We start from the raw sequence: 24,751 nt of genomic DNA, 5'->3' as shown, positions 1-24,751 counted from the left end.
CTTTATTATACTGCAGGAAAAATCCTCATAGGGGAAATTAAACATTTTATTTTTAGAAAATAGAGGAGAAACAGAATAATGAACCTATCTTCAAAAAAAGCAAAGAAGTTTGCATATATCAAACTCCTTTGCTTTCGCATTCACTTAGAAAGAAACGCTCTCTCCTGCGAACTTTTTTCGATAATGTTCTTCAATATTACTTCTTTTTCAAGATAACTGGATTTAATTCCAAAGTGGGGTTCTATACGTTCTATCGCTTTATTGCCCATCAATAATAATTTAACTGCTCGATAAGGCATATTAATTCCAGCAAGACAACTATAATGTAGACCCCCAGACATTCGTGGGTTAATCTCTAATAATTTTGGCTTGCCCTCTTTGTATTTCACTTGAATATTATAAACAAAGGGAATTTCTAAAACTTGATTTATTTTCTCCGCCAATGTAATTAATTCTTGATTGTGTTCTAGTTCCCTTACTCTTCCTTTTCCCTTTTTCCTTGGAATAGCTACCATTAACTCTCCATCGTATCCTAAACAATCAATACTATATTCTGTTCCATCCAAGTATTCCAACACCATTAAGGGTGGAAATTCTGATTGCTGCTTTAATATACTATAAGCATGATCAAATGTTATTTTATGAGAAATGCCTTTGTTAAATAGTTCTTCAATGCTGTCTAGGCGATCCTGAATGATTCGAAAACCATTCCCACCTTCTCCTATCACAGGCTTAAAGCATACAGTATGTCCTTTATCCTTTAAAGCATAATAAGCTGCTTTAAAAGCTTCTGCATCGCTGACAACAAAGTAATCAGGAATAGCAACATATTCCTTCAGTAGGGAATGTCTCTCTATTAACCGATAGGTAGCTTCTTTGTCATCGAGCTCCTCCATCAAACGAGCATCTGGGCAAACAAGTACCTTAACTCCTAAATCATTGAATTCCTTTATATGCTTGGCAATAAGGACATTTTCCTTCCGCGGAACAAATAGATCAATCGAATGGATACGACAAAATTCTAAACAAAATTGAAGATAATCTTCTCCCGTAACAGTTGGTTCTTTGAAAGCTGCATCACAATAACTTAAGTAAAGGGCATCTTCATTGCTAGAAGTTCCGTATACTTCAAATTCGATTCCATCTGAATTATAACGGATCATATCAATAAAATGTGCAACTGTTGTGAACCATTGGTTAAACCAAATTCTTTTTTTCATTTCTCTATCCTTTCAGCTATACTAATGATTTCCATTTTTTAGCTCTCTGAAATTTTTATTATGGATAACCTATCTTCTTTTTATTCCTATTGTTAAACAAAAATTCGACAACCTCTGTCAAATTCCTGCATCTTGCAGTACCCTTTTCTGAAACTTCTTTTTATTCACTCTGTTTCAAGTTTTTAAATTCAGGGAAAATAGATACAAATAATACTTTTATTTGTATAGACAGATTCTAATTTGTACTATTCTATTAGGCTCATGCTATAATTAATAAATAGTATTAATTTTGTAAAAATGTTAAAAGTCCTGCGGTAATATGTCAAGTACCAAAATCTAAGGAATTGGAAATTGTAAGCCAACCAATACCTAAAAAAGACAATACTTAAGAAACCCAGTAAGATATTAAACCATTTACTGGAAAATATTGAAGGATTTAGGATGTTTTATCCTTTAGTTATTCACCTTCCTTCTTGGCGTGTAGACTTGATCGTTGCGTAGCAGCGCATCGACCAACCGCACAAGTTTTCTTGCCGTTAAGACGAGTGCTCTTTTGTGTTGATGCTTAGGAACCTCACGATATTTTTTCAGGTAGTATGCCCGAAATTCAGGTTCATTTCGTTGAACCGAGTTGGCAGCTTCAACAAGGTAATAACGAAGAAATCTATTTCCTGAACGTATCATTTTGGTTTCCTCAGCTTGGAACTTTCCTGATTGATTCTTGGACCATGTAAGTCCACTATATTTGGCAATGGAAGCTTGGTTATCAAAGCGATCAATTTGTCCAATTTCGGCTAAAATACCAGCGGTATAGACTGGGCCTATTCCTGGAATCGTCTGTAAGGTATTAGGGATACCTTCTAGAAGCTTTTGGATGGCTTTGTCAAGTTCTTTAATCTGTTTAGTTATACTACGGATGGACTCTATTGAAGTCCCTAATAATAGGTCGATAGAATCTTCCACACACTTTGATAATCGGTAGGAAGATCTCGCAGCCTTTTGAATGGATTTCGCCACACACTCGGCGTCAGTAAAGCGATTTTTGCCCTTATCTTGAAGATAATTCGCAAGTTCTTGAAGATCCATTGAGCTAATTTCATCTAAGCTATATTGTTCAAGAAATAGCTCTAACATGGCATTTCCAAAAACCGAACTATCCACTTCAGTCGTAAAGGAACTACACTTATAAAATAAGTGTTGCAGAAAATATTGCTTTTCTCGCGTTAGGTTGTGAACGAGATGATATCTCATTCTTGTCAACCTTTGAAGAGCAATAAATTGTTCCTGCATCACCGCCGTTAGTGGAAGACGTCCAAACCGTAAGCGATCTGCAATAATCCAAGCATCGACTTGGTCTGTTTTATCCAGGTCAACATATGACTCTTTAAATTTTTTAATTAGTTTTGGATTAATAGTAAAGACTGTTGTTTTAAATTCTTTAAGAGATTCATCCTCGTGAAAAAACATAGCAGGATGCCAACTATAGACTGAAGTGGCCTCCATCCCGATTTGAATCTCGGAAATTGAGTTACTTTGGGCTATCTTGACAATCTGATCTTTCAGATAAGATGCCCCAGTCAAATTGTTGTCAACAGTGAGAGCAGTTAATGCTTCTCCTTCAAAATTCATGACACAAGCTTTCATATCTTGAGAGCTAACGTCTATTCCAACAAATAATTTCATGGTGGCTAACCTCCTTTCAATCTAGGATCAAGGGAAGGACTCTTCGGGATATCCCCAGTGTACTTGTCGGTCAATCACCCTCGCGTATTAGAACTCACTTTGGTCCATGAGCTGCCTGGAAGCTGCAACTTCCAGCATGGGCTGCCAAAGGGAACAGCCTGCGGGTTAGAAGTTCGAACAAGGACTGGGGAGACAGACTTTTGTAGTAGTCAAAGCTACAGGAGATGATAGAAATCCCCCAAATGATCCTAAGACCATTATCTAGGGACATCACGAAAAGTCCACCCTTTGGAAAACTTTTTCAGATAGTGGGGGGCTAGCCCCCCACTATCTGAACTAACATCTATAGAATTATCAAAGAACAATATTTTAATTGGAAATTACCTCGAAAGAGGACTATAAACTTACTATACGAGGAGATCTGTTTATGACAAAATTCACTGGCTACATTGGCACATATACAAAGAAATCGAGTAAAGGTATTTATTCCTTTGTACTAGACACAGATGCAAAAAAAATCACGGATGTTTCGCTTGCAGCTGAAATTGAAAACCCTACCTATTTAACAATCACAAACGATAATCAGCATTTATTTGCAGTCGGCAAAGAAGGCTCTACAGGTGGAGTTTCTGCTTATTCTATTAGTGCTGACGGAATTCTCTCTCTCATTAATCGCGAATATTCAGAGGGAGCATCACCCTGTCATGTAAGTGTAGATGCTGATAAAACAATCGTTCTTTCTGCAAATTATCACAAAGGAACTGCTGAATCCTACTCATTAAATACAGCAGATGGTTCATTAAATCGTGTGGCATCTATTATTGAACATACTGGGACAGGCCCTAATACTGCACGCCAGGAAAAACCGCATATGCATTTCGCTGGTTTTACTCCAAATGATCAATACGCAGTCTCTGTTGATTTAGGTACAGACCGCGTAGATACTTACAAGCTCGTCGATAATAAGCTAGAAGAGGTTAGCAGTTTGTCTGTTAAACCTGGAAGTGGTCCAAGACATATTGCCTTCCATCCTAATGGTAAATTTGCTTATGTCATGACAGAATTAAGCAATGAAGTTATTGCTTTATCCTTTAACTCCGAAACAGGAGCATTTGAAGAATTACAATATATCTCTACTTTACCAATTGATTTCACAGAAAATAGTCAAGGAAGTGCAATCCATCTTTCTTCCGATGGAAACTTTGTATACGCAGGTAACCGCGGACATAATTCCATTTCTATTTTCCAAGTTAATAGTGAAACTGGCCAATTAACCTTTATCGAACGAACTTCAACAGAAGGAAACTGGCCAAGAGATTTTGTTTTGGATCCAACAGAACAATTCCTTCTTGCATCAAATGAACAGTCTGACACTCTTACTTTATTTGAGAGAGATTCTGTTACAGGAAAACTTACTCTATTACAATCAGAAATAGAGGCACCAGAACCAGTTTGTGTTAAATTTTTAAATAATTGAGAAAAGCGAAGGGCAACCGTTTAGGGGCGTGTGGGGTGGAAAAATCGTTCCTGAGATAAAGGAAACATGAAGAGCAATAGCGATTCAATGTTGACTTATCGAAAGGGAAGGTTGAGTAGCCCATCAGCTCCTAGATGCCCGGTGCTAGACAGCAAATTGACTTCAGAAAACTTTACATTCTTAACGTCAAGAAGGAGGAGGCGGATAGCCTTCTCCTTTATTTACAGTCTAAGGTTTTTTTAAGCTAAATATGCTTCCTGAACTTGTTTATTCGTAATGAGCTCTTCTCCTGTTCCTTCTAGTACAATCTCTCCTGTTTGAATAACATATCCTCTACTTGCAATTTGCAATGCTTGGAATGCATTCTGTTCCACCAATAATATCGTCATCCCTTGTTTATTAAGCTCTTTGATAATTTCAAAGATTTGCTCCACAATAATAGGAGCAAGCCCCATTGATGGTTCATCTAACATCAGCACCTCTGGCTGCATCATGAGTGCTCGACCAATTGCAAGCATTTGCTGCTCTCCGCCACTCATTGTTCCACCTTTTTGCTCCACTCTTTCTTTTAATCTAGGAAAATATTCAAACACTTTTTGCATTCTTGTTTCAATTAATTGTTTGTCTTTTACTGCAAACGCTCCAATTAATAGATTCTCTCGTACCGAAAGCTTTGGAAAAATCCTTCTTCCCTCAGGCACTTGTGAAATGCCCATCACAGCTGTTTTATGTGCTGCTATATTAGCAATATCCTTTCCATAATAAAGAATGCTTCCCTTTTTTATCGGCACCTGCCCACTAATGGATTTAAGCGTTGTGGATTTTCCGGCACCATTGCTTCCTATTAGTGTTACAATTTCTCCTTTATTCACATGTAAGCTTATTCCTTTTAAAGCTTGAATTCCACCATACCAAGCTTCGATTCCTGTTATTTCTAGTATCTTTTCCACGCTGCTACCCCCTTTAAGCAAGTGATACCGCTCCTTTTCCTAAATAGGCTTCGATTACTTTAGGATTGGAACGAATCTCTTCAGGACCACCTTCTGCAATTTTCTCTCCATGATCTAGTACGATGATATGATTGGAAATTTCCATGACTAGCTTCATATCATGCTCTATTAAAATAATCGTTAAATCATATTTCTTACACATATCTTGAATTAAATTTGTTAATAACCTTGTTTCCTTTGGGTTCATACCAGCAGCAGGCTCATCTAATAATAAAACGCTAGGCTTTGTGGCTAAAGCACGAGCAATTTCTAATCTCCGTTGTGCCCCATAGGACAAATTTCCAGCTGCTTCATTTAATAGATCAGCAAGCCCTACATATTCTAATATCCGGTATGCCTCTTTCATCGCTTCCTCTTCTTCATGTCTTGCCTTTGGTAATTGAAACAATGTTCCAATCAAGCTTCCTCTAATATGGTTATGCATACCGACCATGACATTTTCCAATACTGTAATATCACTGAAAAGACGGATATTCTGAAACGTTCTCGAAATCCCTTGTCTTGCCACAACATGAGGCTTAAATCCAGCAATCGATTTTCCAGCTAGAACTATTTCTCCAGACGTTGGTTTATATACACCTGTTATCATATTAAAAAAAGTAGTTTTTCCAGCACCATTTGGACCAATTACAGCTGTAATCGAATTTTTTTCGACTGACATATCAATATTGGCATTCGCTACAAGTCCGCCAAAAGTTTTGGTTAATCCTTTCACCTCGAGTATATTCACTTGATGCCCCTCCTTAAGCAATTTAGTAGATTACTGTTTTTCCGCTATGCTCTCTTTTAATTTCTTTTCATTAAATTTCTTGTTTTTAGCAGGTATCAATCCTTGAGGACGATATAAGGTCATAACAATTAAAAGTGCACCGAAGATAAATCTTTGCATTTTTGCTGGAGATAAGGCATCTGGAATAGTTGTCACTTGACTTAACCAACCAGTTAATTCTGTTAATACCTGTAAATTCAAAATTGTAACAACTGCAGCTCCCAATATAACGCCTGGTACGCTTCCCATTCCTCCTAAAATAACCATAACTAGAATAGTCGTAGATTCTAAGTAGGTGAAACTTGTAGGATCAACAAACATCTGCTTGGCAGCAAAGACAACTCCCATCATTCCAGAGAAAGAAGCTCCGATAGCGAATGCTGTTAATTTTGTTTTTACAAGGGGAATTCCCATTGCTTGTGCCGCAATCTCATTTTCTCTTACCGCTTTCCATGATCTCCCTAACTTTGTATGCTCCATTCTAGTAACTGCATAAATAACAATAATGAACATAACTAAGACAATATAATAGAATTGATTTGGCTGGGCTAAGGTGATGCCAAATATTTCAGGCTGTTGAATGCTTGGAAGCCCCATTGCTCCATTTGTTATATTTACTGGCTTATCTAAGTTATTAAATACAATTCGGATTATTTCACCAAAGCCTAAGGTTACAATGGCTAAATAATCTCCTTTTACTCTCAGAACAGGAATCCCTAATAATACACCAAATAATGCTGCTACAAATAACCCGATTATGATAAAAAACCAAAAGCTGTTTCCAGACAAAGGATAGGTTCCAAAAGGCATGAAATTATTTGCCTGTGCACTAGCAAAAATACCATATGTATATGCTCCAACAGCAAAAAATGCTACAAATCCTAAATCAAGCAAACCGGCAAGACCTACTACAATATTTAAGCCTAGTGCCATACATACATAAATTCCTACCATTGTTGCTACTTCCATATAAGCCTGATAGGAGGGCCCTTGACTAGCTGAAACGGGCAACACAATTACTAAAATAAGTAAGGCTATCCCCCACTTCATTTTATTTCCTAGATTCATATAATAAAGAATCAGAAGTGACAATAGTAGAAGTAAAAAGGCAATAACTGATTTTTGCGAAAGGGCTAAAGCTGCAGTAGTAACTAATACATAGGCAAAGAAAAGAATGATTTGGGCCACTTTATTTGTTTGGATTGTTTTGATCATGTTAGCCATCTTTTCCACCTACACTTTCTCTGCTACGGCTTTGCCAAATAAGCCTTCTGGTTTAAAAATAAGAACGATAATCAATATGGCAAATGCGACAACATCTTTATATTCTGCGCCCATAATACCACCTGTTATAATGGAAAGATTGGCAGCAGTAAACATTTCAATTAATCCAATGAGCATACCACCGAACATTGCCCCACGAATATTTCCAATTCCGCCAAGTACTGCTGCTGTAAATGCTTTAAGTCCTAGTATAAATCCTATATAAGGATCGATTGTTCCATACTGCACTGCAAATAGTACGCCTGTTGCACCACCTAAAGCAGATCCTACAAAGAAGGTCACGGAAATTACTTTGTTCACATTAATGGACATTAAGGAGGCAGTATCTCGATCTTGGGCAACTGCTCTCATTGCCATGCCCCATTTTGTTTTATTAACAAAAAAGTCTAATCCAACCATCAAAATAACCGCGACAATAATGACAACTAGAAAGGAACTTTTGAAGCTTGCTGCATGGGAACCGAAAATAGATCCGATGCTAATCTTATCGGTGAACAGACTTGGTGATGTTAAAATATAATTCCCTTTGAATAATTCTGTGATAAAACGAACGATATCCTGTAATAAAAAGGAGATACCAATTGCTGAAATAAGGGCAATTAGCTTTGGCGCCTTACGTAGCGGGCGATAAGCAACTCTTTCAATTCCCATTCCTAAAAATCCTGTTAGCAGACTTGTAAATAGGAGCATAATAATTAATGATATAACCGCAGGTAACATGGATGTCCATCCTAAGCTTGTTAAAACGATTAAGATACTTGTCCCAATGAATGCTCCTGTCATAAATATTTCTCCGTGAGCAAAGTTTATTAATTCTAATATTCCATAAACCATTGTGTATCCTAATGCAATAACGGCATATACGGCTCCTAATGTTAATCCATCAATTAAAACTTGCGGTAACGTTTGTAAGATTTCTGTTAGCATTTTCTTCCCCACACTTTTGATTTAATTGTGTTTAGTAGATAGATAGGAATTATCATGAAGCCCGTTGATTTCCGCTACAGACACTTGCTTTCCGCGGGAGGGATGGGAGCCTTCTCAGCTTCGCCTGTGGGGTCTCCCATTTCCCTCATTTCCCGCAGGAGTCAAGGTGTCTTCCGCTCCAATCTACTCAGCAATATTAACGTCAATGAGCTTGGCATTTATAGTTACTATCTATCTACTAGAATATATATTCAACCTAAATTGGTAGACTTTCTTAGTTATGTAATGCTTGTAAAAAATAGAAAGGGTACAGGATGATCCATACCCTTTCTATGTTCTTGCTTATTGGCTGATTTCATCCTCTAAATTAGCTGGATATTTTGCTTCGTCAAATTTGTAGATAAAGATTTTCGCATACTTGTTATCGCCTTTTTCGTCAAATCCAACTTCTGTTACTACCCCTTTGTAATCTTGTGTTTCACGTACAGCATTTGTTACATCTTCACGTGATGGTAATTTGTTATCATTATCTTTAATAGCTTTCTCAATTCCTGCTAGCAATACGGCAGCTGAGTCGTATGCATATGCTGAATAGGATTCAATGCTTTTGCCAAAAGCTGCTTGATAGTCTTCAGCGAATTTCGTTCCTTCTTCTGATTTTGTTGTGTCTCCAGCAACAGAAGTAAGGAATGTATTTTTAACAGCATCTCCAGCAATTTCCACAAAAGTAGAAGAGTCTAAGCCATCTCCACCCATGAATGGGATATCTAGTCCTTTTTCACGAGCTTGTTTAACAAGGATTCCCCCTTCTGCATAAAGACCTCCAAAATAGATTAAATCAGGCTTTTTAGAAGCTACTTGGTTTAACACACCATTGAAGTCTTTTTCCCCCACTGTAATTCCTTCATATCCAACAATTTCTGCTCCTAGCTCTTCTGCAGCAGCTCTAAATGCATCTGCTAGCCCAGAACCATATGCTGTTTTATCTTGGACAACAAAAATTTTCTTTGCTCCTAATGTTTCCACCGCATATTGTGCACCTGCTGGACCTTGGAAGTCATCGCGAGCTACAACCCGGCTAACGGTTTTTAAACCGCGATCTGTATAATCTGTTGCTGTACTTGCAGGAGATACACTTACTAGATTATTTTTCTCATATACTTCAGATGCTGGGATGGAAACACCTGAATTCAAGTGTCCCACTACGCCTAATACGGATTGATCTGCTACAACTAAGTTAGCATTCGCCACTCCTTTTTTCGGATCTCCCTGATCATCTTGTGCATCCAATTTAATTTCAAAACCTAACTCAGCAAATTTGTCCTTCTGTTGATCAATTGCTAGTTGTGCTCCTAGTTTAATTGCTTCTCCTAAAGTTGCACTTCCTCCAGAAAGTGGAGATTGTGTAACAATTTTGATTACTTTATTGTCACTAGATCCTTCACTATCAGAGTTTGCATTTGAAGCACAGCCACTCATAAATCCTAGTGCCAATGTTGCTGTCATAGCTAAAGAAAGTACTTTTTTAGATAACATAGTTTGCCCCCTATAATTGTTTTTATCTATGAAGCTCCGGGAGATTTTCCCAATTGCTCCTGTTCCATGTATGGATTATAATCCTCTTCTAGACAAGTGTCTTTAATTTTGTCAGATATTCTGACACTATATTTTCTAAAAAGTTAATATATTCTGACACTTTTCTTAGTATTTCGAAATTATTTGCAATAATAGCAACGTTTCTTCTATTTATTCGACTTATTGTTGTGGTGGTAAGTTTATAAATGGTAAAGAGGGAGGAAGATATAGTTATAGAGTCGGCTGAGAGAAAAGGTAATAAGTAGATTATGCAAAATGTGGGGGTTTTAAGTGGAAGAATTCGCTTTGTAAGGGGCGAAAGTGAATAGTTTTGATGCTAAATTGACTGTTTTATAGTTTTATTAGCGATATTCTAGTATTTATATTTAAGATTAAGGGAATCAGAGCTTATAATTAATTGGTTATGGTATGAATCTAGCTGATATCAGCTAATCTTGCACTGATATCAGCCAAACTCGGCACTTTATCAGCAAATCCAGCACCATTTCAGCCAAACTCGGCACTTTATCAGCAAAACTTATACCGATTTCAGCCAAACTCGGCACTTTATCAGCAAATCCAGCACCGTTTCAGCCAAACTCGGCACTTTATCAGCCATTCCTTCACCATTTCAGCCAAACTCAGCACTTTATCAGCCATTCCTTCACTAGGTCAACTTACCCCCAAGGCATTTCTGTACTAATAACATTTGCAAATGCTTTACTATGCTCTCTTCTATCTTTGCGGATTTTCACACGCTGCTCCGCTGTATTGTAGAGCATTGTTTCTTCCTCTGATTGCGGAATAACCTTGGGAATACGCTGTGGCTTGCCATTTTCATCTAAGGCAACAAAGGTTAAGAAGGATGTTGCTGCAAGTCTTCTTTCGCCTGTTTTTAGGTTTTCAGCTATTACCTTCACAAATACTTCCATTGAGGATTTACCTGTATGTGTTACATATGATTCTAAGCATACAGAATCAGTAGGGCTAATAGGAAATAGAAAATCAACAGAGTCTGTTGAAGCGGTAACTACATCACTTCTTGAATGCCTAGATGCTGAAATAGAAGCTACATCATCTATATAACTCATTAGCTTTCCACCAAATAATGTATTATGATTATTTGTATCAATAGGGAATATTCGGCTTGTTTTAACTACCAAAGATTCCTTGCAATATTTTTCTTGTTGAACCATCATCTCCGAACAACCCCTTCCTTTATTTTATGCAAGTAATGGAAATTGCAATAAAAATATTGTAGAGGAACCTTCTGAATTTTGTAAAGATAAATGCCCTCCTTGTGCTTTTGCTAAAAGAAGGCTATATGGTAATCCTAAGCCTAGGCCACGCTCGATATCTTTCTTATTCTTTCCTCGATAGAATCGTTCAAAAATATAATCCTGCTCATCTTCTGGAATACCATAGCCATTATCCTCTACCAAAATGTTTACATTCTGTTGGTCATAGGTTAGGCTGATGGTTATTTTTCCATTTTGCTTTCCCTTGATTGCATGTAAACTATTATTTAATAGATTGACGATAATTTGCTGAAAACGCACACTATCTAGCATAGCATAAAGCGGTTTCTCTGGATTTACAAAGGTTATCTCCGTAGTTGCTAAAGCGCCTCCATGGACAATTTCCCATTGATAAATAATTTCCTTTAACGTGGCCTGTACATTTAGCTTTTCCTTATTCACTTTAATCGAACCTGCACTAAAGCTATTAAAATCTAGTAAATCCTCCACCATATTCTGCAGTCTTCCCGCTTCCTTCAAACTCATTGTTAAAAATTGTTTTTTCTTATTATCAGGTATGACATTGTCATTTACAGCTTGTATTAATGCACTAATAGAAGTGATCGGTGTCTTTAATTCATGGGTGACACCTGCTAGTAATTGGGTCCGCAAACTTTCTAATGCATAGAGCCTTTTTGTCATTTCATTAAACGATAAAACCAATTGGTAAAGTTCTTTTTCCTGCACATCTTCATTTAACTTAATATGATAATTTCCATTCATTAAATGTTGGGCAGCACTGGCAACCTCTTCTACGGGCTTTGCTAGTTTTTTAGACAAGAAATAAATGACAAACCAGCCAAGAAATGCTAAACTCAGCAGCAATAATCCTAGCAATTGATATTCTTCTTTATTTAAATGTTGTAGCTGATTATGAGGCTGAATAATATAGACAGAACCTATTTGCTCCCCTCCATTTATAATGGGAGCAATGACAACAGATGCTCTTTGCTTATTCCATAGCGTTACTTTTTTAATGGTTAATTCACTTACTAAAGGCAAAGACTCAATCAACTGCTGACTTTCTAGAGAACTTAGAGGAAAATTCTGATTCAGAGAACGGACATTTCCTGAAGTATCTTTAAGAAAGGCATCTAGTGGCTGTCCTTCATTAATAAATTTCTGTCTATCCTGCAAAAACGGTAGCCGAATATCTTTGAGCCTTCCTTCCTCCATCTCATTGGCATGCTCCGCTATTTCCTGGGCAACTAATTTTGTTAGTTCTAGGCGATTCTCCAATGCATTATGGCGAATCCATAATATAGAGACAATGCCAATAATCAAGAGGCCCCCACATAATGTGAGCAAATACCTTTTCGTCCAATAATAAAGAAGAGGCGTTTTTTCTTTATTGTTTTTCCTGAATATAAAATTGATAGCCAAGTCCCCGTAATGTTTTAATTTCGCCATCTTTCGGATCCCACCCATTTAATAATTTCCTTATTCTTTTAATCGCCAGGTCAACTGCCCGATCACTCCCATCATAGTCTCTTCCCCACACATGGTCTAGAAGTTGATCCCTTGTAAAGGTTTGATTGGGATTACTTGCTAGAAAGAGAAAAACAGCAAGATCACGAGGGGTAAAGGGAACCTCAATTCCATTAAGAAAAACCTGATGTGACACATAGTTGATTTTTAAATCACCATAGTATTTAACACGCTCATCATCGTCTTGATAATGAGAAGACCTTCTTAAAACCGCTTGTACACGCGCAATAACTTCCTCTCCTACAAAGGGCTTTGTTATATAGTCATCAGCCCCATTTTCAAATCCTTTTAACTTCTGTTCTGTATCGGATAAGGCCGTAAGCATAATAACTGGACATGCTGATTTCTTCCGAATATAGGATAGGACACCCCAGCCATCCAAATAGGGCATCATGATATCTAATAGGATTAAAGCGGGCGTTTCCTCTTCAAGCTTTTGTAAAGCCTCGTCTCCATCATACGCATAATCCACATCGTATCCTACGTTTTCTAAATATGCTCCTAGAACCATGGAAATTGCTAGTTCATCTTCTACAATTAGAATTTTTTTCATCTACTTTTTTCCTCATGCTTTATTTTTTCCTAGTGAAATCCATTATACCGCTAATTTAAATAATAAAAAAATAGATCAGACCTTTTCTGCTAATAGATGGCTGATCTATTCCTTTTATTATTGATATCTTAATGCTTCTAGTGGACTTAAATTGGAAGCCTTGTTAGCTGGGAAGATTCCAAATATAACCCCAATCAAGACAGAGAAACTAACCGACCCTCCAACTACCCACCAAGTAATCTGGGAAGTCATATCTAATGTACTAGACAAAATTTCTGCGCTTCCTATTCCAATAGCTGCTCCAAGAATTCCACCTAACGCGCTAAGTACAATTGCTTCAATTAAAAATTGGAGCATAATGTCTTTTTTTCTAGCACCGATTGCCTTTCTAATTCCAATTTCCCTTGTTCTTTCCGTAACCGAAACAAGCATGATATTCATGATTCCAATTCCCCCAACAATTAAGGAAATACTCGCAATACCGGCTAATAATAAGGTCATTGTATTAGAAACAGAATCCAAAGCCTCTGACACAGAAGATTGATTTCGCACAGAATATAAAGTTTCATCTCCATCAAACTGATTGTATAATTTCTGCTTCATTTTTGCCATTCCCATTTCTACTGAATCCTCATCCGTCATCAATACAGTTGCTGATGTAACGTATGTTTGTCCGATAAAACGCTGTGCTGTTGTAAATGGGATAAGAACGGAATCATCAACCGATCCAGTTAACTCTTCTCCTTTTTCTGCAAGCACGCCGATTACTTTATATGTTGTCCCATCAATTTGAACCGTTTGATCGACTGGATTGGTGAATCCGAATAATTCTGTTGCTACATTATACCCGAGGACTACTACTTTATTGCGATTGTCTAAATCAATATCCATCACATTTCTTCCTGACTGTACAGTAATATCCTGCACGGTTTCATAAGAAGTCGTAACACCAGTAACGGTAACACCAGAACTTGATGTTGTTCCATTTTTAAGTGTACTAGAAGTTGTGACTGTTGGAGAAACTGCCTTCACTTCATCATATTCCTCAAACGACATCAGTTCATCATAATCTACAACCTCTTCATCACTCGAATTTCCTGAAAGATTGACAGAAACGGTTGTCGTTCCTAACCCCGAAATTTCATCGGAAACGGAATTAGAGGCTCCCATTCCTAATGAGGTTAATGCAATGACCGCTGCTACACCAATGATGATACCAAGCATGGTAAGCACCGCTCTTAATTTATTCATTGTAATATTTTTAAAAGATATCTTGATTGCTTGTCCTAATCTCAAGAGACAACTACCTCCTTTGTCTCTGCTAACCGGCCATCCTGAATGCGAATAACTCGCTTCGCCTGTTTCGCAATTTCTAAATCATGGGTTATTAATATAATGGTATGCCCTTGTCTATTTAGATCTTTCATTAAATTCATTACTTCTACTCCTGTTTTACTATCAAGGGCTCCAGTAGGCTCATCAGCAAGTAAAATCGGAGGATTCCCAGCAAGAGCACGGGCAATTGCCACGCGCTGTTGCTGGCCGCCAGATAATTCTGTTGGTTTATGTCCTGCTCTTTCTAATAGTCCTACTTTTTTCAAAGCTTGTAAGGCAATTTCTTTTCTTTCCTTACTACCAATTCCTCTATAAACCAATGGTAATTCTACATTTTCAAATGCAGATTGTTTGGTTAGAAGATTAAAGGATTGAAAAATAAAACCGATCTTATGATTTCGAACCTCTGCTAACTGTTTGCTTTTTAAGGAGAAAACATTTTGTCCGTCTAAGTAATATTCCCCAGAATCTGGAGTATCTAAGCAACCAATCATATTCATGAGCGTTGATTTACCAGAGCCTGACGGACCAATAATCGCAATAAAATCGCCTTTATTGACAGTGAAACTAACATTATCTAATGCAGTAACCGTTTCTCCTCCAAGCGTATACTCCTTCTTTACATTCTTTATCTCAACAAGTGCATGCTGTTCAATCATTAATTTCCACCTCCAAATCCACCGGAAGGCATTCCGCCACCTTGGCCTCCTTCTGGCATCTGACCTCTACCTTCACCACTTGGCATTTGGCCGCCGCCAGGGAACATACCTTGTGTCTCACTATCACTTGATGATTCAAATGTTGGCAGTACAACAGTTGTTCCTTCCTCTAAACCACTCTTTATCTCTGCTACCTCAGTATTTTCAAGTCCTACTTCAACTGTTTGTTTAGTAGATTCAGTTTCTGTTGTTCCATCTTCATTTGTTGTTGTTCCAGATGCCACTAGCACATAATATTCGTCATCTTCCTTCTGTACTGCTTCAATCGGAACAGTGATGACATCTTTAGCTGTACTTGTTGTGATAGTTGCTTCTGCTGTCATACCAACTAATAACCCACTAGGCTTGCTTATTTTGACCGTTACAGCATACTTAGCAACACTAGTATTATCGCTATTTGCTTCTTTCGCAACACTTGTTACCTTTCCAGTAAATTCTTTGTCTTCAAGTGCGCTCACGCTTATACTTGCTTCTTGTCCAACCTTCACTTTAGAAATATCTAATTCATCTACATTTACAACCATTTCTAGATGATCATAATCCGTAACAGTAACGACTTCTGTTCCCATCGATACATTTCCATCTTCCTCTACATTCAAGGCAGTAATTTCACCAGAAAAAGTAGCTTCAATTGGATCAAGTGTATCATCTTCAAAAGTTACTAGTTCATCACCTTCTTCTACTTCATCCCCAACTTCGACTAGCACTTCATCAACAGTTGCGTTGCCTGTAGAAGTATAGGTTTCTTTATTAATGGTTGCAATGCTTCCTGTCCCACTTATCTCTATTTCTACATCACCAGTTTCAGCAGTCGCCGTTTGGGTTCTAACCTGTGCTCTTACTTCTGTTTGATTATCATTTGTAAAATAATAATAAGATCCAATTCCTGTACCTATTACTACTACCGATACTCCACTAATAATCCACTTCTTTATACTTTTTTTCATCTTTTGCTTCAACCTCTTTCTATTCTATTAAAATAATTATTTATTCGTCTGAATGTCTTGTCCTGCTGCTTACAAGTAATAGAATAAAAAAGAAATGTGTCAGGAATAAGTCAGGGGGAAATTTATTTACAAAAAATTTTTCGTTGGTGAAAATAGTTTACATTTTTTTGGGGATGATGACTCTGGGGAAGTAGTGGTGGAGCTCTATTACCTTTTCCTTCTTTTCTCCTTTGCTTTGGGCTTTGAGAATGGCTTTCTATTACCTTTTTCTCCTTTTCTCCTTTGCTTTGGGCTTAGAGAACGGCTCTCTGTTACCTTTTTCTCCTTTTCCCTATGCTTTGGGCTTAGAGAACGGCTCTCTGTTACCTTTTTCTCCTTTTTCCCTATGCTTTGGGCTTAGAGAACGGCTCTCTATTACCTTTTTCTCCTTTTTCCCTATGCTTTGGGCTTAGAGAACGGCTCTCTGTTACCTTTTTCTCCTTTTCCCCTTTGCTTTGGGCTTAGAGAATAGCTCTCTATTACCTTTTTCTCTTCCACAACTGTCTAATGGTAACTGATAGGGATTCTCTATTCCCTTTTGCCCTATTCTCCCCAACCTACGGGCACAGACTCAAGACGCATCGCCCCACTTAATTTCCCACAAAAAAAGCCATCGACAACTTCTACGTTGCAGACAGCTTTACTAAAACTTATCTTTTCCCACCCCACTCCAGCCAACTTTACAATAAAGGCTCGGTACTATCCTTTATGCCTACTAATCCTAAAATTGTTAAAAATAGATTTTGTGGGCCAAGATATGCATCTTTTGGATCAAAGTATTCTTCTAACGTATGAATGCCACCGCATGCTCCTCCTGCTCCTAATGTAACAGCAGGGATTCCTAAACTGATCGGCACATTTGAATCAGTGCTACTAGCAGATGAACGAACAGGTATTAACCCGATGCTTTTTCCGGCTGCGATAACCGTTTGAACAATCGCAGCCTCTGGATCTTGTGTTCCTGCTGGGCGATTTCCAACTTGTTTTATCACAACCTCAATCGCTGTTTTTTCACTGCTCCAGCGGTTATTTTCCTCTTCTGCCGCTTTTTCCAAAATAACCAATACCTTTTCCTCTAACTGAAGAAGTTCTTCTTGTGAATTAGACCGTAGATCAACCATCATGCTTGCCTCTTGCGCAATCGTATTGACAGAAGTTCCTCCAGTTATGGTACCAACTGTAAAAGTCGTTTTCGGATCAAGCGGTGTTTCTAAATCTGCCATTTCACTTACCGCTCTACCTAAAGCATGTATGGCGCTCGGTATTCCAAAATCCCCAAAGCTATGACCACCAGAGCCTTTATACGTTACATGATAGCGGTGGCTGCCTGTCCCTAAATAGGTAATCTCTTCTGGCGTACCAGGCTCTAGGGAAATAAATGCATCAATATCCTCCCTATCCTTAAACAAGCCTTTCACGCCGCGCAGGTCTCCTAATCCTTCTTCCCCAACCGTTGCTCCGAAGATAATATCACCTTCTGTTTCAATATTCGTTTTATGAAAAGCACGTAAAACCGTCAACACTGCAGCTAGTCCTCTTCCATCATCCGATATTCCAGGTGCGTACACTTTTCCATCCTTCCACTCTGCTGTAATGACTGTTCCTTCCGGAAATACTGTATCTAAATGGGCACAGACAAAGATTCTTGGTCCTTTTCCTGTTCCATATCTTATTCCAAATACATTCCCATGCCGATCCTGTTGAATATCATCTAAACCAAATGATGCTAATTTCGATTGAAAAAGCTTTCCTTTCTCTGCTTCCTGAAAGGACGGAGCTGGAACTAAGGTAAGCTCAATTTGTTCATTTAATGTGTTCTCATCATCCTCTTGCAAAAACACGAGTCCTTCTTTTACAAGCTGATTTTCAAGCATTTTCGTAAATACACTTTCCATTTTATTCATTCCAATAATCGACATATCTCATTCCTACTCTCTTTGTATTTGGGATTAAAATGCTGATTCTTACTGTCCCATAGCTTCTACTCAAAAGGATTGTAGAATCGTTGACCATCATAAAAGGTAATAACAATACTACTAATAAATAAAATTGCTATTAGTGAAATAGCGAGATAATCTCCTATATCAAATGGTTTTTCCCGGTACCAAGTTCTCGTTTTCTTTTTGCCAAATCCTCTTAGATCCATCACATTGCTTATTGCTTCAATTCGATTTAAGCTTACAAAGATTAATGGAATAATGATTCCCATTGCATTTTTCCCACGTGTTATAAGAGAAGCCTTTCTTGATAAATCATTTCCTCTAGCTTGCTTGGATAAGGCGATATTGCGGTAATCTCTTTGAATATCTGGAATATAGCGCAAGGTTATACTAATTGCATAGGTAATGCGGTAACTTATGCCAATCCGATGAAAGGATGAAGCAAATTCACTAGGATTGGTCGTTAAAATAAATAATAGAGCGATTGGAATAACCGTAAAGTATTTCAATGTCACATTAAACAAATAAAACAGCTGCTCTGTTGTTACCTCATAGGGACCTGCTAGTGAAAAAAGCAAATGCTCCGTGCCATAAATTTCGACGCCTTGTTTCGGTGAAAATAAAAAAATAGCTATATTGTTTAGCAAAAGAAATAAACCAAAAAGGAGTACAACAAAGGAAACTTCTTTCCAGCGAATTTTAGATAATTTAAACAGCGTAAGTCCAATGACTAGCATGAACACTAATATCCGCGTATCATATGTAAGCATGGCTGCAAGGGACCATAGTATAAAACAAAGTAATTTAGTAGCGCCGGCAAGACGATGAATGGGTGAATTTTTGTCTAAATAGGCTAGCATTTCTGCCATGTTTTTCTCCCCTCTTGCTCATATGAAATAAATGCGTCAATGAATTCACTTGGACTTTCCACCTGCAAAAGCTTTGCCATTTCATAGAGAGACGTTTCTTTCAAATTGGCAGCTTTCATTATTTGTGGATTTGTTAATATATTCGCAGGACTGCTATCTGCGATGATTTCTCCATCCGCTAGCACCATCGTTCTACTTGTATATTCCTGAATTAAATGCATATCGTGAGTAATGATCATCAAACTTATTCCTGTGCGATTTAACTCGAGTAAAAAATCCATTATTTCTGTATAATGATATAAGTCTTGTCCTGCGGTTGGTTCATCTAATATCAATATCTCCGGATTTAATACTAAGATGGATGCAATCGTTACCCGCTTCTTTTGCCCATAGCTTAAAGCAGAAATCGGCCATTTCCGATAAGGAAGCAGGCCACAGATATTCAGTACTTTCTTTACTCTCTTCTCTATTTCAGTTGGATTCATCCCTTGATTGATTAGACCTAATGCAACTTCCTCCTTAATCAAGTGCTTTGAAATCATATGATTTGGATTTTGGAGGACAAATCCTATTTTTTGCCCCTTTTCTTTAATGGTAAGCTTGGTAATATCCATACCATTTAAGAAGATGGACCCTTCTTTCGGCACTTCAAACCCACTAATTAGCTTAGCAAGAGTCGATTTCCCAGCGCCATTTTTCCCAACAATGCTGACCATTTCTCCCTTTTCTAATGAAAAAGACAAATTTCTTATCCCTCTATTCTGATTTGGATAAGTAAAAGACAGCTTATCTACTTCTAGTAAAGTCGCTTGTTTTTTTCGTTGTAATTCTCGACTTCTCCCTTGAAACCACTTGATTACATTCTGTCTATATTCCTTTAAGGGAATCATAGACAGAGGGTGAATGGGTATATGATTAGGCAAACGAACGCCTGCGTCCTGTAATAGTTTTACATAAAGTGGTTTTCTCAAACGATGCTTATCTAATAAGCTAGAAGTGAGTAATTCCTGGGGAGAAAGATCTGCTATTAAGGTTCCATGATCAATGAGTAAAATCCGATCGACCTCTGCCTCTAATACCTCTTCTAATCGATGTTCAATAATAATAATGGTGTTATTATGCCTTTTATGAATGTCTGCGATTAGATGCATCGCCTGTTTGCCAGCTACCGGATCTAAATTTGCTAGTGGTTCATCAAAAAGTAATATGTCTACTTCTTGTATTAAGACACCTGCTAATGCGACTCTTTGCTTTTGTCCCCCAGATAGTTGATGAATCGAAGCATCTAGATACTGCTCCATCCCTACTAAAGAAGCTGCTTCCATTACTTTTTCTCGCATCAATTTCGAGGAAACCTGATTATTTTCTAATACAAATGCAATATCCTCTCCTACTGTTAATCCAATAAACTGAGTATCTGAATCTTGCAATATAGTTCCCACAGATTGGGATAGCTCATAAATAGTCTCCGATTTAGTTTCCTTCTCTTTTATCCTAAGGCTCCCTGAAATCTCGCCTTCATAAGAAAAAGGTATTAATCCATTTACACAATGTGCCAGGGTGCTCTTTCCGGATCCAGAAGGTCCTACGATTAACACTTTTTCCCCTTCATAGATTGTTAGATTGATATTCGATAAGGTTGGCTGAGACTGACTCCTGTATTTAAAGCCGAAATCTTTAAACTCTATTATTGGTTTATTCATCCTACTCTCCCACTTTTAAAAACATATATCTCGTTGTATTCTCGAAACTCAGTAATTGGGAACAAACTGTCGTTCATATGGTCCACTTCCTATAATTGGCCAATTTGCTAAAATGTCTCTTCTTTTTCTAAGCTATTAGTTTTACTAATTGTTTTGGAGTAAGCATAGATTAATAATGTTCCAAGCACTGCTACTGTAGCGATATTTAAACCGCCTGCAACTAGCCCTTGTAAAATAACTTTATTGATAGGTTCTGCATAAATTAGCACATCCAATAGAGGTGCCAGTACGAACCAGCCAATTGCTTGAACGATTATTTGGACAACATTAAATGTAAGTATCTGTTTCCAGCCAAAAATGCCTTCTTTTATGTTTATTTTTTTCCAAGCTAGACCAAACCCAACTCCGACTATTCCAGATACAATGATCCAGCTCCACCAAGGTGAGCCCCATACTAGAATATCTTTTAATGCGTGACCTATAAATCCTATTAGCCCACCTACGACTGGTCCAAATACTACAGACATTAATGCAAGAAAAGCATAGGAGGTTTCAAAGGATGTATTTGGAACTCCTGTAGGAATAGCGGCAAATCTTCCTAGAATAATAAATACAGCGGCACCAATCCCAATTGCTACAACATTTTTTGTTGATAAAACGGTTTTTCTTCCCATTTTTTTGTCTCCCCCCTTATTTTCTTCTATATTATTTTTAATAGAAAAACCAACTTTTTTAACCCTATGTAATCAATTCGATTTATATCTTCCAATTAATCCAGTTCCTTTTTTATACATGGCACATACCGTCCCATCACTCCAAAGCCAGACTGAAAACGAATGCTCCCATGTTTCATCCTTCCTCTCATTCATGTGTAGTTAACCTATTATTATGTCACTTTGATTTAAAATAAGCCTTATTATTTGAAAACTTTTATTTTTCTAACAATTAACATTATCTTACAAGATTACAACCTTTCATGCAAGATACCTCTTGGCAATTCGTGTTAGTTAAGAAAGAAATTCAAGAAATCCGAGCGCTCTATTCTATAAAAAAGACCTAAATATACTTGATGTATAGTAAAGGTCTCTTAGTATCCACTTTAAAATAAAAGAAATATTGTTCCTATTGTAATAATCACACAGCCAATCAGTGTGTTTTTCGTCGGCTTTTCTTTTAAGATAATAATGCTTAAAATGACGGTAATGACGACGCTAAACTTATCAATTGGTGCTACGATGGATACTTTTCCAATAGAGATTGCTGCAAAAAAGCATAGCCATGACAATCCTGTTGCTATTCCTGATATGATTAAGAAAAGATAGCTTTTTCTAGATATTGTTTTTATTTGTGTTTGCGTTCGTTGGAAAAAGACTATTCCCCAAGCAAAAATAATAATAACGATTGTACGAATAAAGGTAGCCACATTTGAATCTACTTCTTCTATCCCAATCTTGGCGAGAATCGCTGTTAATGCCGCAAATACTGCTGATAGCAACGCTAAAAATATGTATGAATTGGAATACGATGTTTCAGCACTCTTTTTAATTTTTCCTATTAAAACAAAAGTTCCTATCGCTATTAGCGTACCGCCGATGACAATTGCCGTCGTCACAGGCTCTCCTAAAAAAACAAACGAAAAAAGAATCGTTAAAATAACACTCGATTTATCAATTGGAACTACTTTTGAAACATCGCCAATTTGGATTGCTTTAAAATAGCATAGCCATGATAGACCTGTTGTTATTCCTGATAAAACAAGAAAGACAAGAGACTTCTTACTAACAAAAAATATACTATCTAATTGTTTCGTAACCAAAACCATTAATAAAGCCATGATTAATACAACAATTGTTCTAATTGCCGTTGCTAAATTTGAATTTACATCTTTAATTCCTATCTTTGCAAATATTCCTGTTAATGCTGCAAATACTGCTGCTAGTAGTGCCAATATAACACTCATTGAATCACCTCTTGATCTATATATTCCTATCTTAGTTTCAATAAGACTCCCGTTTGCTTATCCGTGTAAAATCGTGTTTATTCATACACAGCCCCTCTCGATGAACAATTATTGGGAAAAATACCGTTTTCACTCTTTTTATTCTTACTTCCTGTTTAAATCGGGATAAAATTCCATTGACGGACATACGGTATCTATTATATGATTATTCACTGTGTGAAAGATATCGTTTAACGTGGTTCGAGACCATCCCACGTAAAAAAACTAAGGGAGAGAAAAGCAAAAATGAAAACAAAAACACTTGCAGTTAACGGCTTGGTGGCAGCATTATATGTTGCTGTTACGATTGCAATTGCGCCAATTGCATTTGGAAACATTCAATATCGCGTTTCGGAATTATTTAATCATCTAGTTGTATTTAACAAAAAATATATATATGGGATTGTCGTTGGCGTATTTTTAGCAAACTTATTCCTTTCAACCATCAAGCTATACGATTTAACTTTTGGGGTTGCTCATTCCATTATTTGTTTGTTAATCACAATTGGTATAAGCAAGTTTGTTAAAAGTCATCTTTTACGAATGATCATTAATACACTTGTATTTACTTTTAATATGTTTATTATTGCCTTTCAATTGCATCTTGCACTTGGATTCCCTTTCTTAATCACTTGGGGAACGACAGCTATTGGTGAATTTGTTGTCATGGCAATCGGAATACCTATTATGCACTTCTTAAATAAACGGATTTCCTTTGGGAAGTTAATGGATTAAATAAACAGATCAAAATAATCTTGCTCATTAAGATTATCTTGATCTTTTTTAGTTTTATTCCTTTTCTTTTATATGAAATATATATTAGTATTTAATATGGACTATTAAAATCCAATCATTCTTTGTTCTCTGAAGGCTTTCACATGGAATAACCCTGTTCCATGAAATAGGAATAACCACATCCATTTTCTGTATTTTTATACTTAAATAAAGTAAACTTAGTATAATTACGCTGTTTCACAAATAATTAAAACAACCTTTTTCAAGAAAATGCTCTTCATTAAAATTCATTTATATAAATCTCTTTAAATATTCGCCAAATATTTTATTCATAACTTTGGGGGTATTTTCTAAATAAACATTAATTTGTTCCATATTTGATTCAAATTTATCAGCGTTTCTTTCATCTGTTGGAAAATCAGATATTCCTTTAATAATAATACATTCAACATTATTCTTCTTACAGATATAAGCAATTGCCCCCGCTTCTGTATCAGCTATTGTTATTTCGTTTTCTTTAAGCTCTAAATAGTCCTTCCACATAACTACTGCTTTATCAGCGGTGCCAATTGTTCCGGTATAAAAACCATTTCCATATTTAGACAAATCTATATCAACTATGAAAGATTGTTTAATAAAAGGCTCGATTTCTTTTACTGTGCAATCATATTGAACGGCTGCATCAGGTACAAAAATATCTAAATTACTGAACCTATCATCAATTCCTGCACATGTTCCAGCAACGATTACTTTCATTAAATTAAATTTAGAAATCATATACTGATTAGCACCAACACCATTTACTTTTCTTACACCAGTACTATAAAAAATAAGTTCGGTATCATTAATAGCTCTAATGAAATACTCCCCATAAGGATAACTAAAGCGTTCATTATCTTTTATGTCGAAATATTCCAATGTCGCTTCAAATTCCCACTTCGTTGCTATACTAATTCCTATCATCACCTTAACACCCTTCCGTCTTTACTCTGTTCACCAACAATTCGTTATCAATATGTAAATATCCTTTTTATTAACTTGCCCCGTCAGTTTACTAAGCTTATAGTAGAAAAACATACTAAGATTAGTGGGTAAGGTCATCGACGGATGACTTTGCCCACTATTTTTCTTTTTAAGTTATAGTGAGAAGTGAAAGAAAGCTCGACCAGCCTCAGGGATCT

General features: G+C 36.9%; 22 protein-coding genes and 1 riboswitch. Of the genes, 2 read left to right on the top strand and 20 right to left on the bottom strand.

The genetic code is table 11. The features are described from left to right. Positions 1–140: 140 nt before the first annotated feature. Both ACTQ5K_RS19660 and ACTQ5K_RS19655 read right to left on the bottom strand, forming a co-directional pair. On the bottom strand, positions 141–1,220 hold the full coding sequence (locus ACTQ5K_RS19660) for an ATP-grasp domain-containing protein (protein WP_349205027.1): 1,080 nt from the start codon (positions 1,218–1,220) through the stop codon (positions 141–143). Positions 1,221–1,673: 453 nt separating this feature from the next. Continuing rightward, positions 1,674–2,903 (bottom strand): IS110 family transposase, encoded by a 1,230-nt coding sequence (locus tag ACTQ5K_RS19655; RefSeq protein WP_031540352.1) that lies wholly within the window; start codon positions 2,901–2,903, stop codon positions 1,674–1,676. Between the two features lie 427 nt (positions 2,904–3,330). Here ACTQ5K_RS19655 and ACTQ5K_RS19650 point away from each other — a divergent pair, with 427 nt between their 5' ends. Next, entirely contained in the window at positions 3,331–4,380 is a 1,050-nt protein-coding gene (locus ACTQ5K_RS19650) for a lactonase family protein (RefSeq protein WP_031539191.1), read from the top strand. 239 nt (positions 4,381–4,619) lie between these two features. Here ACTQ5K_RS19650 and ACTQ5K_RS19645 read toward each other — a convergent pair whose 3' ends face one another. The 17 genes from ACTQ5K_RS19645 to ACTQ5K_RS19565 all read right to left on the bottom strand — a co-directional run bounded on the left by ACTQ5K_RS19645 (position 4,620) and on the right by ACTQ5K_RS19565 (position 22,796). Further along, positions 4,620–5,330: an ABC transporter ATP-binding protein gene (locus tag ACTQ5K_RS19645; protein ID WP_031539192.1), complete on the bottom strand. Its 711-nt coding sequence runs from the start codon at positions 5,328–5,330 to the stop codon at positions 4,620–4,622. 13 nt (positions 5,331–5,343) lie between these two features. Further along, positions 5,344–6,120: an ABC transporter ATP-binding protein gene (locus tag ACTQ5K_RS19640; protein ID WP_031539194.1), complete on the bottom strand. Its 777-nt coding sequence runs from the start codon at positions 6,118–6,120 to the stop codon at positions 5,344–5,346. A gap of 30 nt (positions 6,121–6,150) precedes the next feature. Beyond that, complete coding sequence (locus ACTQ5K_RS19635) at positions 6,151–7,383, bottom strand: branched-chain amino acid ABC transporter permease (RefSeq protein ID WP_031539196.1); 1,233 nt, start codon at positions 7,381–7,383, stop codon at positions 6,151–6,153. Positions 7,384–7,392: 9 nt separating this feature from the next. Continuing rightward, on the bottom strand, positions 7,393–8,370 hold the full coding sequence (locus ACTQ5K_RS19630; protein WP_031539197.1) for a branched-chain amino acid ABC transporter permease: 978 nt from the start codon (positions 8,368–8,370) through the stop codon (positions 7,393–7,395). 342 nt (positions 8,371–8,712) lie between these two features. Continuing rightward, complete coding sequence (locus tag ACTQ5K_RS19625; RefSeq protein WP_031539198.1) at positions 8,713–9,906, bottom strand: branched-chain amino acid ABC transporter substrate-binding protein; 1,194 nt, start codon at positions 9,904–9,906, stop codon at positions 8,713–8,715. Positions 9,907–10,622: 716 nt separating this feature from the next. After that, positions 10,623–11,144 carry an acyl-CoA thioesterase gene (locus ACTQ5K_RS19620; RefSeq protein ID WP_031539199.1) on the bottom strand — a complete coding sequence of 174 codons (522 nt, stop codon included), beginning with the start codon at positions 11,142–11,144 and terminating at the stop codon, positions 10,623–10,625. Positions 11,145–11,168: 24 nt separating this feature from the next. Then, positions 11,169–12,527, bottom strand: a complete 1,359-nt coding sequence (locus ACTQ5K_RS19615; RefSeq protein WP_251629712.1) for a HAMP domain-containing sensor histidine kinase — start codon at positions 12,525–12,527, stop codon at positions 11,169–11,171. A gap of 64 nt (positions 12,528–12,591) precedes the next feature. Beyond that, complete coding sequence (locus ACTQ5K_RS19610; RefSeq protein ID WP_349205029.1) at positions 12,592–13,284, bottom strand: response regulator transcription factor; 693 nt, start codon at positions 13,282–13,284, stop codon at positions 12,592–12,594. Between the two features lie 117 nt (positions 13,285–13,401). Then, the gene (locus tag ACTQ5K_RS19605) at positions 13,402–14,580 is read right to left on the bottom strand and encodes an ABC transporter permease (protein ID WP_251629714.1); all 1,179 of its coding nucleotides are present in this window, start codon (positions 14,578–14,580) and stop codon (positions 13,402–13,404) included. After that, positions 14,577–15,278: an ABC transporter ATP-binding protein gene (locus ACTQ5K_RS19600; RefSeq protein WP_235252035.1), complete on the bottom strand. Its 702-nt coding sequence runs from the start codon at positions 15,276–15,278 to the stop codon at positions 14,577–14,579. The genes ACTQ5K_RS19605 and ACTQ5K_RS19600 overlap by 4 nt, the downstream gene beginning before the upstream one ends. Beyond that, complete coding sequence (locus ACTQ5K_RS19595) at positions 15,278–16,285, bottom strand: efflux RND transporter periplasmic adaptor subunit (RefSeq protein ID WP_048717298.1); 1,008 nt, start codon at positions 16,283–16,285, stop codon at positions 15,278–15,280. Before ACTQ5K_RS19595 ends, ACTQ5K_RS19600 begins: the two co-directional genes overlap by 1 nt. A gap of 719 nt (positions 16,286–17,004) precedes the next feature. After that, positions 17,005–18,243, bottom strand: a complete 1,239-nt coding sequence (locus ACTQ5K_RS19590; protein WP_235252034.1) for a M20/M25/M40 family metallo-hydrolase — start codon at positions 18,241–18,243, stop codon at positions 17,005–17,007. Between the two features lie 62 nt (positions 18,244–18,305). Then, a complete protein-coding gene (locus tag ACTQ5K_RS19585; protein WP_031539211.1) occupies positions 18,306–19,133 on the bottom strand; it encodes an energy-coupling factor transporter transmembrane component T family protein in 828 nt (275 codons plus the stop codon). Beyond that, positions 19,118–20,836: an ABC transporter ATP-binding protein gene (locus tag ACTQ5K_RS19580; protein WP_031539213.1), complete on the bottom strand. Its 1,719-nt coding sequence runs from the start codon at positions 20,834–20,836 to the stop codon at positions 19,118–19,120. Before ACTQ5K_RS19580 ends, ACTQ5K_RS19585 begins: the two co-directional genes overlap by 16 nt. Positions 20,837–20,943: 107 nt before the next feature. Continuing rightward, on the bottom strand, positions 20,944–21,510 hold the full coding sequence (locus ACTQ5K_RS19575; RefSeq protein WP_031539215.1) for an ECF-type riboflavin transporter substrate-binding protein: 567 nt from the start codon (positions 21,508–21,510) through the stop codon (positions 20,944–20,946). A 72-nt stretch (positions 21,511–21,582) separates the two neighbouring features. Beyond that, on the bottom strand, positions 21,583–21,705 hold the full coding sequence (locus tag ACTQ5K_RS19570; protein WP_441994215.1) for a hypothetical protein: 123 nt from the start codon (positions 21,703–21,705) through the stop codon (positions 21,583–21,585). A 230-nt stretch (positions 21,706–21,935) separates the two neighbouring features. Then, positions 21,936–22,796: an EamA family transporter gene (locus tag ACTQ5K_RS19565; RefSeq protein ID WP_031539216.1), complete on the bottom strand. Its 861-nt coding sequence runs from the start codon at positions 22,794–22,796 to the stop codon at positions 21,936–21,938. 229 nt (positions 22,797–23,025) lie between these two features. Next, positions 23,026–23,070, top strand: a riboswitch (PreQ1 riboswitch). Between the two features lie 11 nt (positions 23,071–23,081). Here ACTQ5K_RS19565 and ACTQ5K_RS19560 point away from each other — a divergent pair. Continuing rightward, positions 23,082–23,570, top strand: coding sequence for a QueT transporter family protein (locus ACTQ5K_RS19560; protein WP_031539217.1), 489 nt, complete (start codon positions 23,082–23,084; stop codon positions 23,568–23,570). Positions 23,571–23,861: 291 nt separating this feature from the next. Here the strand turns inward: ACTQ5K_RS19560 and ACTQ5K_RS19555 are convergent, their stop codons facing one another. Further along, positions 23,862–24,533, bottom strand: a complete 672-nt coding sequence (locus ACTQ5K_RS19555; RefSeq protein ID WP_031539218.1) for a 5'-methylthioadenosine/S-adenosylhomocysteine nucleosidase family protein — start codon at positions 24,531–24,533, stop codon at positions 23,862–23,864. Positions 24,534–24,751 lie beyond the last annotated feature (218 nt).

The sequence above is a fragment of the Niallia sp. Sow4_A1 genome (assembly GCF_052116745.1).
GTDB lineage: Bacteria > Bacillota > Bacilli > Bacillales > Cytobacillaceae > Niallia > Niallia hominis.
The sequence above is the reverse complement of the archived record's forward strand: the minus strand, read 5'-3'. Positions and strand labels throughout refer to the sequence as shown.

Coding starts and splice junctions, on each gene's coding strand:
- ACTQ5K_RS19560 (WP_031539217.1), top strand. CDS start 23,082: ATGAAAACAAAAACACTTGCAGTTAACGGCTTGGTGGCAGCATTATAT.
- ACTQ5K_RS19555 (WP_031539218.1), bottom strand. CDS start 24,533: ATGATAGGAATTAGTATAGCAACGAAGTGGGAATTTGAAGCGACATTG.
- ACTQ5K_RS19570 (WP_441994215.1), bottom strand. CDS start 21,705: ATGAATGAGAGGAAGGATGAAACATGGGAGCATTCGTTTTCAGTCTGG.
- ACTQ5K_RS19625 (WP_031539198.1), bottom strand. CDS start 9,906: ATGTTATCTAAAAAAGTACTTTCTTTAGCTATGACAGCAACATTGGCA.
- ACTQ5K_RS19655 (WP_031540352.1), bottom strand. CDS start 2,903: ATGAAATTATTTGTTGGAATAGACGTTAGCTCTCAAGATATGAAAGCT.
- ACTQ5K_RS19650 (WP_031539191.1), top strand. CDS start 3,331: ATGACAAAATTCACTGGCTACATTGGCACATATACAAAGAAATCGAGT.
- ACTQ5K_RS19565 (WP_031539216.1), bottom strand. CDS start 22,796: ATGAGTGTTATATTGGCACTACTAGCAGCAGTATTTGCAGCATTAACA.
- ACTQ5K_RS19600 (WP_235252035.1), bottom strand. CDS start 15,278: ATGATTGAACAGCATGCACTTGTTGAGATAAAGAATGTAAAGAAGGAG.
- ACTQ5K_RS19620 (WP_031539199.1), bottom strand. CDS start 11,144: ATGATGGTTCAACAAGAAAAATATTGCAAGGAATCTTTGGTAGTTAAA.
- ACTQ5K_RS19660 (WP_349205027.1), bottom strand. CDS start 1,220: ATGAAAAAAAGAATTTGGTTTAACCAATGGTTCACAACAGTTGCACAT.
- ACTQ5K_RS19590 (WP_235252034.1), bottom strand. CDS start 18,243: ATGTCGATTATTGGAATGAATAAAATGGAAAGTGTATTTACGAAAATG.
- ACTQ5K_RS19580 (WP_031539213.1), bottom strand. CDS start 20,836: ATGAATAAACCAATAATAGAGTTTAAAGATTTCGGCTTTAAATACAGG.
- ACTQ5K_RS19630 (WP_031539197.1), bottom strand. CDS start 8,370: ATGCTAACAGAAATCTTACAAACGTTACCGCAAGTTTTAATTGATGGA.
- ACTQ5K_RS19610 (WP_349205029.1), bottom strand. CDS start 13,284: ATGAAAAAAATTCTAATTGTAGAAGATGAACTAGCAATTTCCATGGTT.
- ACTQ5K_RS19595 (WP_048717298.1), bottom strand. CDS start 16,285: ATGAAAAAAAGTATAAAGAAGTGGATTATTAGTGGAGTATCGGTAGTA.
- ACTQ5K_RS19575 (WP_031539215.1), bottom strand. CDS start 21,510: ATGGGAAGAAAAACCGTTTTATCAACAAAAAATGTTGTAGCAATTGGG.
- ACTQ5K_RS19585 (WP_031539211.1), bottom strand. CDS start 19,133: ATGGCAGAAATGCTAGCCTATTTAGACAAAAATTCACCCATTCATCGT.
- ACTQ5K_RS19635 (WP_031539196.1), bottom strand. CDS start 7,383: ATGGCTAACATGATCAAAACAATCCAAACAAATAAAGTGGCCCAAATC.